This is a genomic window from Paraburkholderia nodosa DSM 21604 (assembly GCF_000519185.1).
In the GTDB taxonomy this organism is placed as follows: Bacteria; Pseudomonadota; Gammaproteobacteria; order Burkholderiales; family Burkholderiaceae; genus Paraburkholderia; species Paraburkholderia nodosa.
Map to the genome: position 1 here is coordinate 1 of NZ_JAFA01000084.1, position 13,279 is coordinate 13,279.

Consider the following 13,279-nt stretch of genomic DNA (forward strand, 5'->3'; position numbering starts at 1 on the left):
CCCCGGCATGACGGTTGCCGCCATCGACCGGCTCGTGCATCACTCGACGATCTTCGAGCTGAATGTTGAGAGCTATCGCCGCCGTAAGGCCAGCGACAAACAGAGCGCGCGCCGACGACAATTACCCAACGACAACTACGAAGAAGGAGCGACAACCATGGCCTCTTAACCAGCGACAACTACACCCGTCGACCGGCCAAGATGGTTGTCGCTGACCGGCCGTGCTGCTTGACGCCGTCTACAAGGCCTCGACTCTGGCGGTTGGCCGCTGCATAGCGGCCGAACTCCAGCAGCCTCGTCTTGTCCGGATGTAGCGCAAGCGAGAAATCTGCCAGCCTCTCTCGCATCGCCTCCTGGAAACGCCGCGCGTCGTCTTCATGTTGGAAACCGACCACGATGTCATCGGCAAAGCGCACAATGACAACGTTGCCTCTGGCTTCCTTGTGTCGCCAACGGTTGGCCCACAGGTCGAAAGCGTAGTGGAGGTACACATTCGCGAACAGCGGCGAGGCCACTGAACCCTGAGGTGTACCCGATTCACTGACGCTCAATTGCCCGTCTTCCAGAACGCCCGCCTTGAGCCATTTGCGCACAAGACGGATGATGCGCCGGTCGCCGATCCGATGCTCCAGAAAGCGGACCAGCCATTTCTGACTCAGTCCGTCAAAGAAGCTCCGGATATCCGCGTCCAGATCCAGTTCACCGGGGTGCGTGTGATGGCCGTTGCCAGCGCATCCATCGCATCATGCTGACTGCGCCCGGGCCGGAACCCGTACGAGAAACCGAGAAAGTCTTCCTCGTATATCGCGTTCAGCACTTCCACTACCGCACGCTGGACGATCTTGTCTTCCAGCGCGGGGACGGTGACTTCATAGTGCACACCTCACAGTTGAGCTTTGGAATGACGGCTCTTGAAGTGCCCGGAATTGCAGATCAGATCGTGAAGATCGCTGCGCTGCTGGGCATTGATGGTGACCCACCACGAGCCACGGCCGTCGATCTGACGGGCGGTGATCTTCCCCTGCCTGATCCAGTAGTGAACGAAATGGATGCTGACGCCGAGCTCGTCAGCGAGTTGCCTGAAGGTGATTTCGTCGGGCCGTTGCAGGCGAGCGGCGGGTATGGCGTAGCGGTAACGAATCCACTTGACCATCGCTGCATTGAACGGCTTGCCCCTGGAGCTCGGCACACCTTGCATGTTTAATGTCTGAGCGATCTGTTCGTCTGGCAGGGTATGCGACAGCGCTCGAACACGCTCGACGGTTTCGGCAGGATAGCGCAGCCGTTCGGCGATGGGGATGCCCCGCGTGACGGTAACGTCACTGCAGGCACCACCGTGCCAGCGGATATGCAAAACGACCTGCCGCGACGCGCTTAGGTCCTCCACGGTGACGTCGGCGATGAGCAGTCGCAGCATGCGCTTGCGGTCCTTCGTTTCGGTGGTGGGTGCGCGCCAGACGCGCGGCAGGTCGCGCGCCAACGCAAGGACCTTGCTTCGTTGCTCCGCCGTCAGGACGCGCGTCTTCTGTGCCTGGAACTTCGCCGCCTCAGCTTTGACCTCGTCGACGCGAGTCAGAGCCTCGTTCCATCGACGTTCGAGGCTGGCGGCGACGAGGCGGTTGGCGGGATCGACCTCCTCATAGCGTCGCTCGGCCAAAGCACATTCGTATTCGGCGCGCTCGATGCGCATTTGCCACTGACGCATCACGGCCTGGTCGCGCTGCTCAAGCTCGTCGATCGCGGCCAGGGCCAGCTCGAGTTCGGCGGGCTTCAGCGCCTTGAACATCTCCTCGCAAATCGCCTCGTCCAGCGAGTCTGTTCGGATGCCGAGACAACTCATGCTGGCCAGCGCCTCGCGATGCGCCCAGTTGCACTCGTAGATCGGATAGAGGCCACCGTTGCCACGATAGCGTACGGTCAGGGCGCGGCCGCAGTTCCCGCAGATCAGCAGTCCCTGCAGCAGGGCCAGGCCCTCGCGTGCGGCGCCGCTGAGCACGGTGCCTTCGCCGTTGGTACGGTTGCGCGCAAGGCGTTGCTGGTTCTGCTCGAACTCCTCCACGGTAATGTAGCCCTCGTGGTGATCAGGCAAGTGGACCCGCCAGTCCGGGGTGGGCACGGCCCGAGTGTTCTTGCGCACCTCGCCGTCGGCGGTGATGCTCTTGATGTACTGGTAGCGGCCGAAGACATAGGTGCCGGCATAGGAGGGATTTTTTAGCAGCCCCAGTACGCGAGAATGCGTCAGTCGGCCCCAGATGAGCTTGCCTGCCCAGGCGCCGCCGTACGCGCGCCTGGGGAAGCGAAGTCCCGAATGTGCAAAGCGCCTGACAACGGCATAGGCACTGCCCGTTTCGCGAAACAGCGTGAACACCAGTTGCACGGCGCCGCGGACTTCGTCATCGGCATCGGGGACGATATGGTCCTGGTCATCATAGCAAAAGCCCACCGGCAAGGGGAACCGCAGTTCACCCTTGCGTGCCTTGTTCAGCTTGCCGCCCTGGAGGCGCCCGCGCAGGAAATGCAGTTCGGCCTGCGCCATCGTGCCCTTCAGGCCCAGCAGCAATCCATCGTTGAAGTCGCCGGGGTCGTAGCAGCCATCGGCGTCGATGACCAGCGTGTGCGTCAATGCGCAAAGCTCGAGCAGTCGGTGCCAGTCCAGGTTCGAGCGCGCCAGGCGTGACACCTCCAGCGCAAACACCGCACCCACCTGACCCATCGCCACATCCGAGACCAGGGTCTTGAAGTCCTCGCGCCCGATCGTCTGGGCACCCGATTGGCCCAGATCCCGGTCCAGCACGCGTACTGATCGCTGAGGCCAGCCCAGAGTCAGCGCCTTCTCCCGCAGCGCGTACTGGCGTTCGGTGCTCTCCTGGTTGTGCCGTACCTGAGCCAGGGTTGACTGGCGCTAATTCCGAGATCGGAATTAGCGCCATAATTCCGTGTAAAAACTTATGGCCGAGTATTTATTGATGATGTAATAAAAGTCCTTATTTATAGCGTGCCGCCGCAGCATGCGGCGGCACAATGCTCGGCATTATTCTGGCTGCTACAATCCATTGAGGAAAGCCAACAGTTGATCATCGGGTCGGTAAATTCCGGGCTTCCCGTCATGGGGCGTGGTCATCTCCAGCATTTTCTTCTTTAATTCGAGGTCCGCATCTAAATAAATTTGCGTGGTTTCCGGGGACTCGTGACCAAGCCACAGGGCAATCATGGTGCCGTCGAAACCCGCTCGCAGCATTTCCATTGCCGCAGTGTGTCGAAGCTGGTGGAAAGTCACGCGTTTTTTGCGCAGAGATGGACAAGTATTGCGCGCCGTCTCAATATGCTTCGTCAGAATGTAACTCACGCCATCGGCGCTTAGTCGACCACCACGCGCATTGGGAAACACGATGTCGCTGTCTGCTTTGGCAGTCTCCTGCAGCCAGTTCTTGACGATCGCACGAGTCTGATCGGTGAGGGGTATGCATCGGGACTTTCGACCTTTACCCGCTACCTGAATATGGGCGCCCGTCCCCAGGGTCACGTCCTGCCGCGTGAGTCCTGTCATTTCAGACAAGCGCATGCCGGTTTGCACCGACGTCAGGAGCAGCGCGTGATCCCGACGACCACTCCACGTCCTCGTATCGGGCGCGGCCAGTAACGCATCGACCTCTGGTCGTGTCAGAAATCCGACCTGAGTGCGGGTATAGCGTTTGGTGGGAATAGCGAGCGTGCGTTGAATCTGCTCGGATCGAGAAGGTACTTCAAACGCCGCATAGTGAAAGAAAGAGCGGATGGCGGCGAGGCGAACATTGCGACTGCGTGCGCTTATGCCACGTTGCTTTTCCAAATCGTCGAGAAACGCACAGATAAGTGGTGCATCGATATCTTCGAACAACAAACTGGCCGGCTGCTTGTGTCGACGTTCTTGGATAAATTTGAGTAGCAACCGGAACGTGTCACGGTAGGATTCGATCGTGTGTGAACTGACCTGCATTTGCTGCATGAGCCGCCGGGGTGAAGAAGGCTTGCAGCAGCGTGGAAAATCGCGTGCTCGATTTCATGATGGGTTCTCCCAGTGATTTTCGAGCAGTTTTACTGCGAGCCCCATCAGTTCCGGGCACAAACTGAGGTACCAATAGGTATCGCTCGGATGAACGTGCCCGAGGTAAGCGGTCAAAATCGGTAGGCGGCGCTCAACGTCTTCGCCACGGCGGTACCATTGCAACAGGGTTTCTGTAGCAAATCGGTGCCGAAAATCATGTAAACGCGGTCCGTGGGTAGCGGTGGGACTACGCAAGCCTATTTGGCGCGACAACGCATGGAACGTTCTGTACATGTCCGCGCGATGCAAAGGATTGAGCGTGCTGGACACAAACAGGTGGAGCGCGGATCGCCCAGCAAGAAAACGCTCGCGACGTGTGACGTAATCAGCAAGCACTTGCCGGGTTGACTCATGCAGAGGCACCATCCGTACTTTTCCACATTTGCCCCGAACCGTCAAAATGCCTTCCTTCAGATCAACATCCTCTCGCGTCAAATCGATCGCTTCACCGAGACGCAATCCCGACACACTCAGCAAACCGAAGAAACAATAATATGTCCACGGACGCAGGCCCATCCCACCGGAGATAGTCAATGCGGCTTGAAGTAGAGCCTCAATTTCTTCGCTGCTGTAAAGGTAGGGATTCGCACGGCGCGGCCGGTACGGCATCAAGGCGCACGGTGGAATCTCCGTGTGTGGATCGATTGCACTGTAGTACTGGGCAAATCCGCGGACATAACCTACTCGTGCTGCCCACGTTGCCAGCTGAGCGTGTTTCGGTTGCTGTGCCCACTGGAGCACGCGGCGTACGGTGATGTGAACAGCCCGCCGCTTTTCCATAAAGGTGACAAAATCCTGCAAAGCGTTGCCTGCAAGAAGCAGCTTGAATCCCAGGCCGCGGCGCAACGCTAAATAGTTCTGAACGGCTTCGCGCAGTGTGTTCATTGCGTACCTCCCGGCCAAGGCAAGCCCAGTGTGCGCAAGGCAGCAAGGTCGATCTTTGCGTAGATCGCCGTTGTTTCTGGATGACGATGGCGTAACAGTTCGCCAATCTCTGCGAGGAAAGCGCCCTGACGCAATAGATCACAGGCCAGTCGATGTCGAAACTGATGCGCACCCTTGTGCGGCGTATCGACACCTGCTCGTTCCAGCGCACGCACAACGATAGATCCGATGGCTTCCTGCCCCCGAAACTCCCCCACTGGCGCTACGCTACGCAAAAATACAGTGCGGCTGGTACTGTGTGGTCGCCCCCTCTGCAGGTAGTCGGCGATCGCCTCACCCACATCGGCCGGTAGCGGCATGGGACATCCCTTTGCGCCCTTACCGTGCACATACAGATTTCCACTATCCCAATCGATGTCATCCAGTTTGAGCGCGACAATTTCACCCGCTCGCAAACCCAGTCGAGCCAGCAGCAATAAAATTGCATAGTCCCGGGAGCCCACGGCGCTTTGACGGTTGCAAGACGCGAGCGCTGCATGCGCATGCTTCACCGAAATCGCACGAGGGATTGATGCCATCGACCAGTTGGCAACGGTAGGTACAGCGAAAGCCAGATCACACTTGACGACGCCGCAGTAACGCAAATAGCGGAGGAAAGATCGCAGCGCAGTGACCATCATTTTTGCCCGCGCCAGATGCAGGCATTTCACCTGCTCCTGCACAAATGCGATGACATCAGCGGCGCGCAGCGAAGCGAGTTGTATGTTTTTACGGTCACGGAAACAGGCCGCCAAAAAGACTCGGGCAAAAGGCACATAGTTGTCGATCGTATTGGCCGAAAGTACCCGCTCCTGCTGTAAGTACACCGTGTACTCGTCCAATAACTGCCGATCGGGCGTCACCTCGACAGCGACGGTCGGCAACTTGGCGATGGCACCCTGTTGGCGCAGAAAATCCAGCAGCCGTTTCAATACGAAGGTGTCGCTTGATCTGCGACGCCGATGACGAGCCCGATAACGTAGATAGCGCGGTATATGCTCGTCCGTAATGGCTGGCAAAACAGCATGTATTTGCTTGAGCCAACGGCTAAAATCAGCGACCAATCGGGTTTGCACATGGCTCGACTCCGGAGTAAATCCTTGGTCGTCCAGTGATTTAGTAAAGGAACTGATATAGGGCGCGAGCGGCCCTTCTAGCACACACCTCAACGAGCACAAACGACTGTAAGACGGCTCCATGATGATCTCCACCTTCCAATCAAGATCGCCTTGAGAGGAGTCAGGATAATGCCGACTATGGTGGAACGAAAGCGCTACTACCGCGATAAAAATGAAATTACTCGGCCATAAATTCTTACACGGAATTATGGCGTACATAGATGTACGCCGGCTTGCTCAGGTGTGCGTTGGTGATCAGTGCGCTCATCGGCTACCTCCGTGGTCACGATGACTGAATCGTTGTCGACCAGGGCGATGAGCATGTTCGCGAGCAGCGTGGCGCCGTCGCGTATGTCGAAGTGGGCGGTGAACGAAGCGCGGGGCTGGTTCACCGCTGTGCCTTACAGCGGCTGCCGCCGGCGCAACAGCTCGTGGTTGATCTGCGAGATCTCTTCCAGGATCCCGCGCACGAGCGCGTAGTTGGCCAGGTATTCGCTGACCACGGCCTGCTCTGCCTGGGGAACGTATTCCATGTGTGGCGACTCGCCGGAGTGGCTGACCGACAGGTAGAACTTGGGCCCGTGTCCGGGGCCGTCGGCACATCGGCAGCGCGGGTTGCCACAACGTTTGTAGCGCTCGATCAATGAGCCGCGCAGTATCGTCTCCAGCGGCGGCAGCTTGCGCAGCAGCTGTTTGCGGCGTCGCCTGAGTTCGGCGGGGGAGAGTTCCGTCATCCGGATCGGACCACATAAATAACTGGTCCGAAGATAGTACATGGAAGGTCACCTTGCAAGGTCTCATCGAGAATGTCCTTGCAACAGCTCAATCATCTCGACCAACTCGCACAGCGTATCCAGGTTCAGCCTGCGGGGCGAGCCGAGCCGCTCATAGGCTTCAGGCCTTGCGCGATCGGTCCACGGCACGGGCACAGCAAAGCTCCCGCGGGTGGCTTCATGCAGGATGAGCGTGTCGACGCCGCCGACACGCCGCTGTTTGAGGACTCGAAAACGCTGCCCCCTGAGCGGATGAAACGGGTGTCTGATCTCTGCCCATCCCAATGCTTCGTTGGGGGACTGTGCAGTTCGGATTGACCGTGGCAATCCCCAGCGGGCGCTGTTTGCCGTCCGGCTTCGGTATGTACTGTCGCCGAACAGGCAGTGCCCGATACGCTCCGCACTGTACCTGCGAGAACAGGCGCTGGAGATTCTCTTCCAATCCTGCCTCGTAGTACCGCCACGTCAGGCCATCCACTCCGGGAGCCGCATTGCGCTTGAGCGCAAAGAACGCCATCCGAAGTCGGTCGACCGTGACGTGATGCAGAAGCGCGGTGAACCGCTCCTTCTTCCGCTGCCTTGCAGCTTGCCGTACACGTTCCAGCCTCTGTGGCACGCTTGCCCGGTTCTGCGCCCGGTGCGTGTGTGACTGACCCGTGTTCCCCTTGGTGCCCGCCCTTCGCTCCACCCGCTCCGCAGCCGGTTTCCCGGCGTTGTTCGCAGGCTTCGTCGCTACTACGGCGGAGTCTGACTTCTCCCGTCCGTTCATCATCGGCTTCGGCTCCTCGCCTTCCCGATGCGGACCCGTCCGTGCTGCGACTGGCCAAACGGGAGATCTCCCGGTTCCCGCGCAAGAAGCGTCCGTGCGTGCCAGGGTCTCCGACCACGCCAGGTCGTCGGGGCACTCGCGCTGGCGCGCCCCGACGTGTTGCCTTCCGCGTTCTGAACCGCGTCGGCACCCGGGAGTTCTATACTATCGCGGCTCGATGGCTGGCCCGCACGCTCCCCTGCCGACGCTTCGCCGGCATCCTCGCGGAGGCCTGCGCACGGCTCGGGGTCGATGTGGGTCGCTACTCCTTCATCGTAGTGGACTTTCACCACCTACTCCTTGCCGGTCTCCCGGCGCACTCAGAAATATAGGCGACAGACGGGTGCCTGAAAAACGAGCGCACGAGCCCCGGGTTCTGCTGAACCTGGGCAAGTTGCTCGTGAACCTTCGGGCCGAGCTTTTCGCCTTGGCGCAACGGATTTCGCGCGACGCCTGTGCGCTTCACGTGGCTCCACACCAACTCATCCGGGTTGAGGTCGGGCGCATAGCCGGGCAGAAAGTGCAGGGTCAGTTTGCCGTTAGTGCTGGCAACGTAGTCTTTCACGACAGCCTTTTTGTGTGCAGGCAACCCGTCGACAATCAGATGAATCGGCCTCTTCCGATTGAACATCAACTTCCTGAGCAGCGCGACGAACAGTTCGCCGCTGAGTCCCCCTTCGTACGTCGCGAACCAAAAGGCGCCTTTCGAGTTGACGGCGGACGCCGCGCTCATACTCTGCCGTTGACCGGGGCGCTCCACGACGGGTGTCTCACCGCGTGGCGCCCAGGTCTTGCCATGTACCGAGTCGGCCCGAAAGCCCGATTCATCCCAGAAGAAGATGTCCGCCTTCTGCTCACGAGCCCGTCTGGCGATGGATGGATACGTGTCGTGTTGCCAGCGCTCGATTGCCTCTGGATCGCGCTGGTAAGCGCGCTGCAGAGGTTTTTGCGGCGTCAGGTTCAGACGCGCCAGCATTGTGCCGATCGAGGCCAGGCTCAGCGTGATACCGAATTTACGCTGTAACAGTTCGCGTACCAGATTGCGAGTCCAAAGCCCGAAGTCAAAGCCATACTGCATTGGGTTCTTGCCATTGATCCAGCGCAGTACCTGCTGCTCCTGGGCGGTCGTGAGCTTGCGCGGGCGGCCTGTGGCGTGGGTAGACCGCAATGCACGAACGCCTCGGCCTTGCCTCCGGGCCTTCGCCCGCAGCTTGTATGCCCATGAACGATGCATCCCAAACGACGCCGAAACCGCATCCGGATGTTCGCCTTCATTCATCCGCTTAAGCGCGAGCATGCGCATCTCTTCGAGGATGTTGTGCGCCAGACTTCTCCCGTCTCGTTTCACAGTCCGCGGCTCCATCGAGTGACACGAAACGATAGATCGACATTCGCCGAATTTGTTCTCTAACTTACTGACCTATGAGTAATACGCCGCATCCAATGCGAATGATCCAGTTCCGCACACCGCGAACGTATGAGGCAAAACTGTATCGGTAAGCCGGAAAGATCAGTTCGCGCGCGACGCAGACGGTAGCGAAGATCGCCACGAGCTTGAACGAGTTCACGAAGAACTGGGTCATCTGATTAACATCGAGAACGTGCATTTGTTTGCTTCGGCAGACCGGCCGAGTGCGCCGACCTGAGGTCGAAGCGACCGTCGTCAACGCGGCCATCTTCTTCGCGGGCGCTCATGGGTCCAATAGTTATTGATAGCCAGCGCAGCCCAATAAATCCGGTCCGCACCGATAGCGCGCATTGCATCTAGGCAGGTCATGTAAATTTCCATTTCACTGCGGATTCAAACTGTTGTGCCGCGGACACATCAGCACGTACTATGCGGCATTTCATGGAATTGCAAAAATCAATTGTTTGGATAAGACCCATTCGCTCTCCAAATGGTTTTCACCACGCCATGGTCAAGGGCTTTGTCCGGATGGGTACGAGTTCCCGTGCTATGGACGCGACTATGCATTTTTGACGCAAACCGGTTTGCCGAAGGCGTTCCACCGGTTCGGCAGGTTGGCGATGATTACGCCTTCGCCTTCGCCTTCGCCTTCGCCTTCGCCTTCGCCTTCGCCTTCGCCTTCCTGCGACGCAAGCTCCTGCGTCAGCAGGCGCTCGCCGATGCAGCGCTTGATGCGCGAGATCTGCGCCTCGACCAGCGAGCGCACACCGTAGCCGTATTTCTTGTGAAATGCATAGATGCCTTTGTCCTCGATGTATCTGACGATCTGGTCATGCCGGCGGGTTCGCTCCTCGCCGTGTACGACGGCGGTGGGATGACGGGCGTCACGCCCGCGCCTGAAAGCGCTTCGGTACGCTCGATGCTGTAGTACGCGCCATCGGCAATCACCCGATCCATCGGCACATCAGCGGGCAGCACGGCGTCCATTCCTTCGCTGTCCGATACTTCTGTAGTGGTGATGCGGATCGCGTGTACGTTCATGTCAGCGTCGATCGACAGATGCATCTTGCGCCACGGCGTGCGCGCGGCCTTCTGACCGTACTTTTCCTCGTACCACTGGCTCGCCCGCCCAAAGCTCAATCCCGTGCTGTCGACGATGAGACTGATCGTCTCGCCGCGCGCGAGACGTCGGGCCAACTGTTCGCAACGCTGCGTGACGCTCACCTCCAGTGAAGCGAACCGTTCGCCCAGCTGACTGGCGCTGGGCACCGGGATGTCCAGCCCGCGAGTCTCCCAGTAGTCCTCCATATAGCCGGTGATCTGCCGCATCCCCCAGCCGAACAGCCGGTAGAAGGTAAAGATCAGCTCGATGTACGCCGTGGTGTAGGTCGGCTCACGCCCCGACACGCCCGGCGTACGGATCTTTGCGTTGATAAGCTGCGCCTTCAGATCGCCGCCCGGCACATACAGGCTGATCATGCCGCGCTTTCTCAGGCGCTGGTTATACGCCCGCGCGTTCGTCACCCGGTACCCCGGCCGGCTTCTTGCGCTTGCGCGGTTCACCCGTCTTTAGTCTGGCTTTATATGGCATTATTCAAGCTGGCTTCATGATGTTGCGCTTTTACACAACCCGTAGCATCTTTGCAATACCCCCATCCGGACAAAGCCCATTACCAGCGGATATAAATATACACGCGAGGACGGGGGGGCGCCGATATCACTCCGCGGTGACGGAGAAGTTTTTGGACGCGAAAGGCAGACCGCCAGGCGACGACGTTATCTCGAAGCCGTACTGAACATCGCCGAGCACGACATCATCGAAATAATTCCGCGACTTGAGATAATTCATGAATGCCAGCACGTCGAGCGTGGTGTGGTCGGTCTTTTTTGTGCGAAGAAAAGAATAGACCGTGTTACTGCTATTGCTGCCCACGTAGACATTCCAGTAAGCGCCCGACAGCTGGACATCTTTCTGAATTGGGATCGCGCAGCCGGAAAACGTCCAGTTCGCGGAAATCGGTTTAACGTTGCCGCAGCCATCAGGGGATCCGGTATAGTTGAGCCAGATCATGATTTCATGTGCGTTGTTTCCGGCCCAGATATCGAAGGTCGATTCCCAAGCGCCGCTAGAAGGGGTGATCGCTGAGACGACAGCAGTCAGCGACTTAAGCGAACTGAGGGACTTGTTGACCGCATATCCGATGTGTGGATAGGACTTGATGTGGCCGGTGTCGGGTTGATTTGAAGAGACGCCCCAGTCAAGGTTGCTGTTGGCCCAGATCGTCTGCTTGCCTGCAGCGACACCTTGGCAGGGCGACCAGACGTCATTGTTGAACGTGTAGCTTCCGTAGGAGCTAGAAGCAAAAAGGAGATCGGACGGATAGCAGGATGAGGCTTCGGGCGAAGTTGCAGACCAGGCCTCGGCCTGTGCTTCTGCACTGCAAACCATCAAAGCTGTTGCGGCACAGCCGGCGAGGAATGGCATTCGCTGCATAAGGTTGCTGTCTCCTATAGGGTCGATGATGTCAGTCGAGGTTGGTCTCCCTTGGCTTTTTGCGGCGATATGAGCGGTAACATTACCGAACTGTCAGTCATTCATTCCTTTTTCCACTTTTGATAGCCGGTCGGAACCAGCGGCGTTGGTCAAACGGGAACAGAACGTAGTCGCGAACCGTATGCGGTTCCGGCTGGTTGCGAAGACCCACTTCCGGCCATTCCTCTTTTTCCGGCCAGTATGCAGTGCGAAAAACTGTGTCCCAGATGGTGGTGAAGAACCCATAGTTTTGGTGCCGGTGATGCGACTCCATTGAGTGGTGAATGCGGTGAAACTGGTTATCGCCGATGATGTATCGGAGCGGCCCGAGATTCACGCGCGTGCTAGAGTGAGAAAGATGTGCCTGAAAACTAATTAGCGCCATGGCAATCGCGGGCACGACACCGGACTTGAAGTGGATTAGCGCGAGTGGCAGTGCTACAAACATCGCGTAAACAATCGGTTCGGAAATGTGATGATTACAGTTCCACGCGGTCAGCTCGCGGATCGAGTGATGAGTCGCATGCAAGCGCCACAGGAACGGCATTGCGTGCTGTGCGCGGTGCATCCAGTAGTAAAAGAAGTCGCCGGCAATTGCAACCAGAACACCAGAAAGAACCGCCATAAACACGCCGACAATCGTGTTGCCGGAATGGAGCAACGCCCCAAAATCGACTGTCAGGAGTGGTTTCACTCCTAACCATTGCAGCCCCATAGCGTAAAGGTGCCAGATTAATGCGCCACAACCAATGCGGATTATCCAGTTCCGCAAGCCCCGAATGTATGACGCAAAACTGTAGCGGTAGGCCGGGAAGATCAGCTCGAGTACGACGCAGACGTTAGCGAAGACAATCACGAGCTCAAATGAGTTCACGAAGAACCGGGCCATCTGGTCAATATCGACAACGTGCATTCATTTCCTCCGGCGAATCGGCGCTCTATGCGCAAGCCTAGGTTAAAGCGGTAATCGTCAGCCAGCCGCCTTACAGCTGTCGGCTCACCGGTCCGAAACTATTTGGTCCGGCGCGTCCTATAAATGCCGACTCGGCATGCCATTCGATGTGAGGGCGGTAGTGCGCGGGTTGCACCTAGCAGATTAAGCAACATCAGTACCGTAGTACTTCAAACTATACCCGTGACGACTGTACGGCAGGGTTTAGTATGCATCGCTTCGCGCCATTGCGAAAATAAATTGTTTGGATAGGAGGCATCCGGATTCTAAATGCCGTTTTCGCTTCCGTCGTAAGTGCTGGCGTCATTCAGCCACAGCTGACTTGTGGCAGAAGTCGATTGGGGGGTGTCCGGAATTTTGTGTAAACGGGTCGAGGCTTAACCCGGCACCAGCCGCTCTTCGAACTGGATGGAGAAGCGGTTCAGGGCCGCATTCCAGTCGCGGATCGGCATCGTCCACTTCTTGCTAATGTTGTTCAGGGCCAGGTAAAACAGCTTGGTGACGGCCTCATCGGTCGGAAACGAGCTGCGGGTCTTGATCACCTTGCGCNGGCTCATGTTGATCGATTCTATGGCATNCGTGGTGTAAATCACTTTCCTGATTTCTGGCGGGTAATCGAAGAACGGAATCACGCGAGCCCAGTTGCGCCGCCAGCTCTGCCCGATGGACGGGTAGTCCT

Annotated in this window: 16 protein-coding genes and 1 pseudogene; 1 reads left to right on the forward strand and 16 read right to left on the reverse strand. The window is 58.2% G+C overall.

What is annotated here, in order from left to right; translation table 11 throughout:
- On the forward strand, positions 1-169 hold a 169-nt coding region (locus tag A3CW_RS53150), incomplete at its 5' end, for an ATP-binding protein (protein WP_245623891.1).
- 10 nt (positions 170-179) lie between these two features.
- Here the strand turns inward: A3CW_RS53150 and A3CW_RS49710 are convergent.
- From A3CW_RS49710 to A3CW_RS0143410, 16 genes and pseudogenes are all read right to left on the reverse strand, one after another.
- Positions 180-698, reverse strand: coding sequence for a reverse transcriptase domain-containing protein (locus tag A3CW_RS49710; RefSeq protein WP_456152330.1), 519 nt, complete (start codon positions 696-698; stop codon positions 180-182).
- On the reverse strand, positions 656-880 hold the full coding sequence (locus tag A3CW_RS54730) for a hypothetical protein (protein WP_456152329.1): 225 nt from the start codon (positions 878-880) through the stop codon (positions 656-658). The genes A3CW_RS49710 and A3CW_RS54730 overlap by 43 nt, the downstream gene beginning before the upstream one ends.
- A 3-nt stretch (positions 881-883) precedes the next feature.
- The gene (locus A3CW_RS49715; RefSeq protein ID WP_081772097.1) at positions 884-2,890 is read right to left on the reverse strand and encodes a recombinase family protein; all 2,007 of its coding nucleotides are present in this window, start codon (positions 2,888-2,890) and stop codon (positions 884-886) included.
- A gap of 153 nt (positions 2,891-3,043) precedes the next feature.
- Positions 3,044-3,985: a site-specific integrase gene (locus A3CW_RS49720; protein WP_051482096.1), complete on the reverse strand. Its 942-nt coding sequence runs from the start codon at positions 3,983-3,985 to the stop codon at positions 3,044-3,046.
- A gap of 54 nt (positions 3,986-4,039) precedes the next feature.
- Positions 4,040-4,969: a tyrosine-type recombinase/integrase gene (locus A3CW_RS51945; protein WP_035515750.1), complete on the reverse strand. Its 930-nt coding sequence runs from the start codon at positions 4,967-4,969 to the stop codon at positions 4,040-4,042.
- On the reverse strand, positions 4,966-6,207 hold the full coding sequence (locus A3CW_RS0143360; RefSeq protein WP_035515767.1) for a site-specific integrase: 1,242 nt from the start codon (positions 6,205-6,207) through the stop codon (positions 4,966-4,968). The genes A3CW_RS51945 and A3CW_RS0143360 overlap by 4 nt, the downstream gene beginning before the upstream one ends.
- A gap of 125 nt (positions 6,208-6,332) precedes the next feature.
- Positions 6,333-6,518 (reverse strand): hypothetical protein, encoded by a 186-nt coding sequence (locus tag A3CW_RS0143365; RefSeq protein WP_028209062.1) that lies wholly within the window; start codon positions 6,516-6,518, stop codon positions 6,333-6,335.
- 9 nt (positions 6,519-6,527) lie between these two features.
- Positions 6,528-6,902 carry a DUF6788 family protein gene (locus tag A3CW_RS49730; protein WP_245623890.1) on the reverse strand — a complete coding sequence of 125 codons (375 nt, stop codon included), beginning with the start codon at positions 6,900-6,902 and terminating at the stop codon, positions 6,528-6,530.
- Between the two features lie 21 nt (positions 6,903-6,923).
- The gene (locus tag A3CW_RS53155) at positions 6,924-7,226 is read right to left on the reverse strand and encodes a DUF5372 family protein (protein ID WP_322787997.1); all 303 of its coding nucleotides are present in this window, start codon (positions 7,224-7,226) and stop codon (positions 6,924-6,926) included.
- Positions 7,227-7,993: 767 nt separating this feature from the next.
- Positions 7,994-9,070, reverse strand: coding sequence for an IS630 family transposase (locus A3CW_RS0143380; protein ID WP_035515754.1), 1,077 nt, complete (start codon positions 9,068-9,070; stop codon positions 7,994-7,996).
- A gap of 61 nt (positions 9,071-9,131) precedes the next feature.
- Positions 9,132-9,314 (reverse strand): annotated as a pseudogene (locus A3CW_RS54515) (sterol desaturase family protein); the annotation flags it as partial.
- A 360-nt stretch (positions 9,315-9,674) separates the two neighbouring features.
- The gene (locus A3CW_RS0143390; protein ID WP_028209066.1) at positions 9,675-9,881 is read right to left on the reverse strand and encodes a hypothetical protein; all 207 of its coding nucleotides are present in this window, start codon (positions 9,879-9,881) and stop codon (positions 9,675-9,677) included.
- Positions 9,818-10,594: a transposase gene (locus A3CW_RS53720; protein WP_028209067.1), complete on the reverse strand. Its 777-nt coding sequence runs from the start codon at positions 10,592-10,594 to the stop codon at positions 9,818-9,820. The genes A3CW_RS0143390 and A3CW_RS53720 overlap by 64 nt, the downstream gene beginning before the upstream one ends.
- A 238-nt stretch (positions 10,595-10,832) precedes the next feature.
- Complete coding sequence (locus A3CW_RS0143400) at positions 10,833-11,609, reverse strand: GH12 family glycosyl hydrolase domain-containing protein (protein ID WP_028209068.1); 777 nt, start codon at positions 11,607-11,609, stop codon at positions 10,833-10,835.
- Between the two features lie 97 nt (positions 11,610-11,706).
- Entirely contained in the window at positions 11,707-12,561 is an 855-nt protein-coding gene (locus A3CW_RS0143405) for a sterol desaturase family protein (protein ID WP_028209069.1), read from the reverse strand.
- Between the two features lie 416 nt (positions 12,562-12,977).
- On the reverse strand, positions 12,978-13,279 hold a 302-nt coding region (locus tag A3CW_RS0143410; RefSeq protein WP_028209070.1), incomplete at its 5' end, for a transposase.

Coding starts and splice junctions, on each gene's coding strand:
- A3CW_RS51945 (WP_035515750.1), bottom strand. CDS start 4,969: ATGAACACACTGCGCGAAGCCGTTCAGAACTATTTAGCGTTGCGCCGC.
- A3CW_RS0143360 (WP_035515767.1), bottom strand. CDS start 6,207: ATGGAGCCGTCTTACAGTCGTTTGTGCTCGTTGAGGTGTGTGCTAGAA.
- A3CW_RS0143405 (WP_028209069.1), bottom strand. CDS start 12,561: ATGCACGTTGTCGATATTGACCAGATGGCCCGGTTCTTCGTGAACTCA.
- A3CW_RS0143380 (WP_035515754.1), bottom strand. CDS start 9,070: ATGGAGCCGCGGACTGTGAAACGAGACGGGAGAAGTCTGGCGCACAAC.
- A3CW_RS0143400 (WP_028209068.1), bottom strand. CDS start 11,609: ATGCAGCGAATGCCATTCCTCGCCGGCTGTGCCGCAACAGCTTTGATG.
- A3CW_RS49720 (WP_051482096.1), bottom strand. CDS start 3,985: ATGCAGCAAATGCAGGTCAGTTCACACACGATCGAATCCTACCGTGAC.
- A3CW_RS53720 (WP_028209067.1), bottom strand. CDS start 10,594: ATGATCAGCCTGTATGTGCCGGGCGGCGATCTGAAGGCGCAGCTTATC.
- A3CW_RS49730 (WP_245623890.1), bottom strand. CDS start 6,902: ATGTACTATCTTCGGACCAGTTATTTATGTGGTCCGATCCGGATGACG.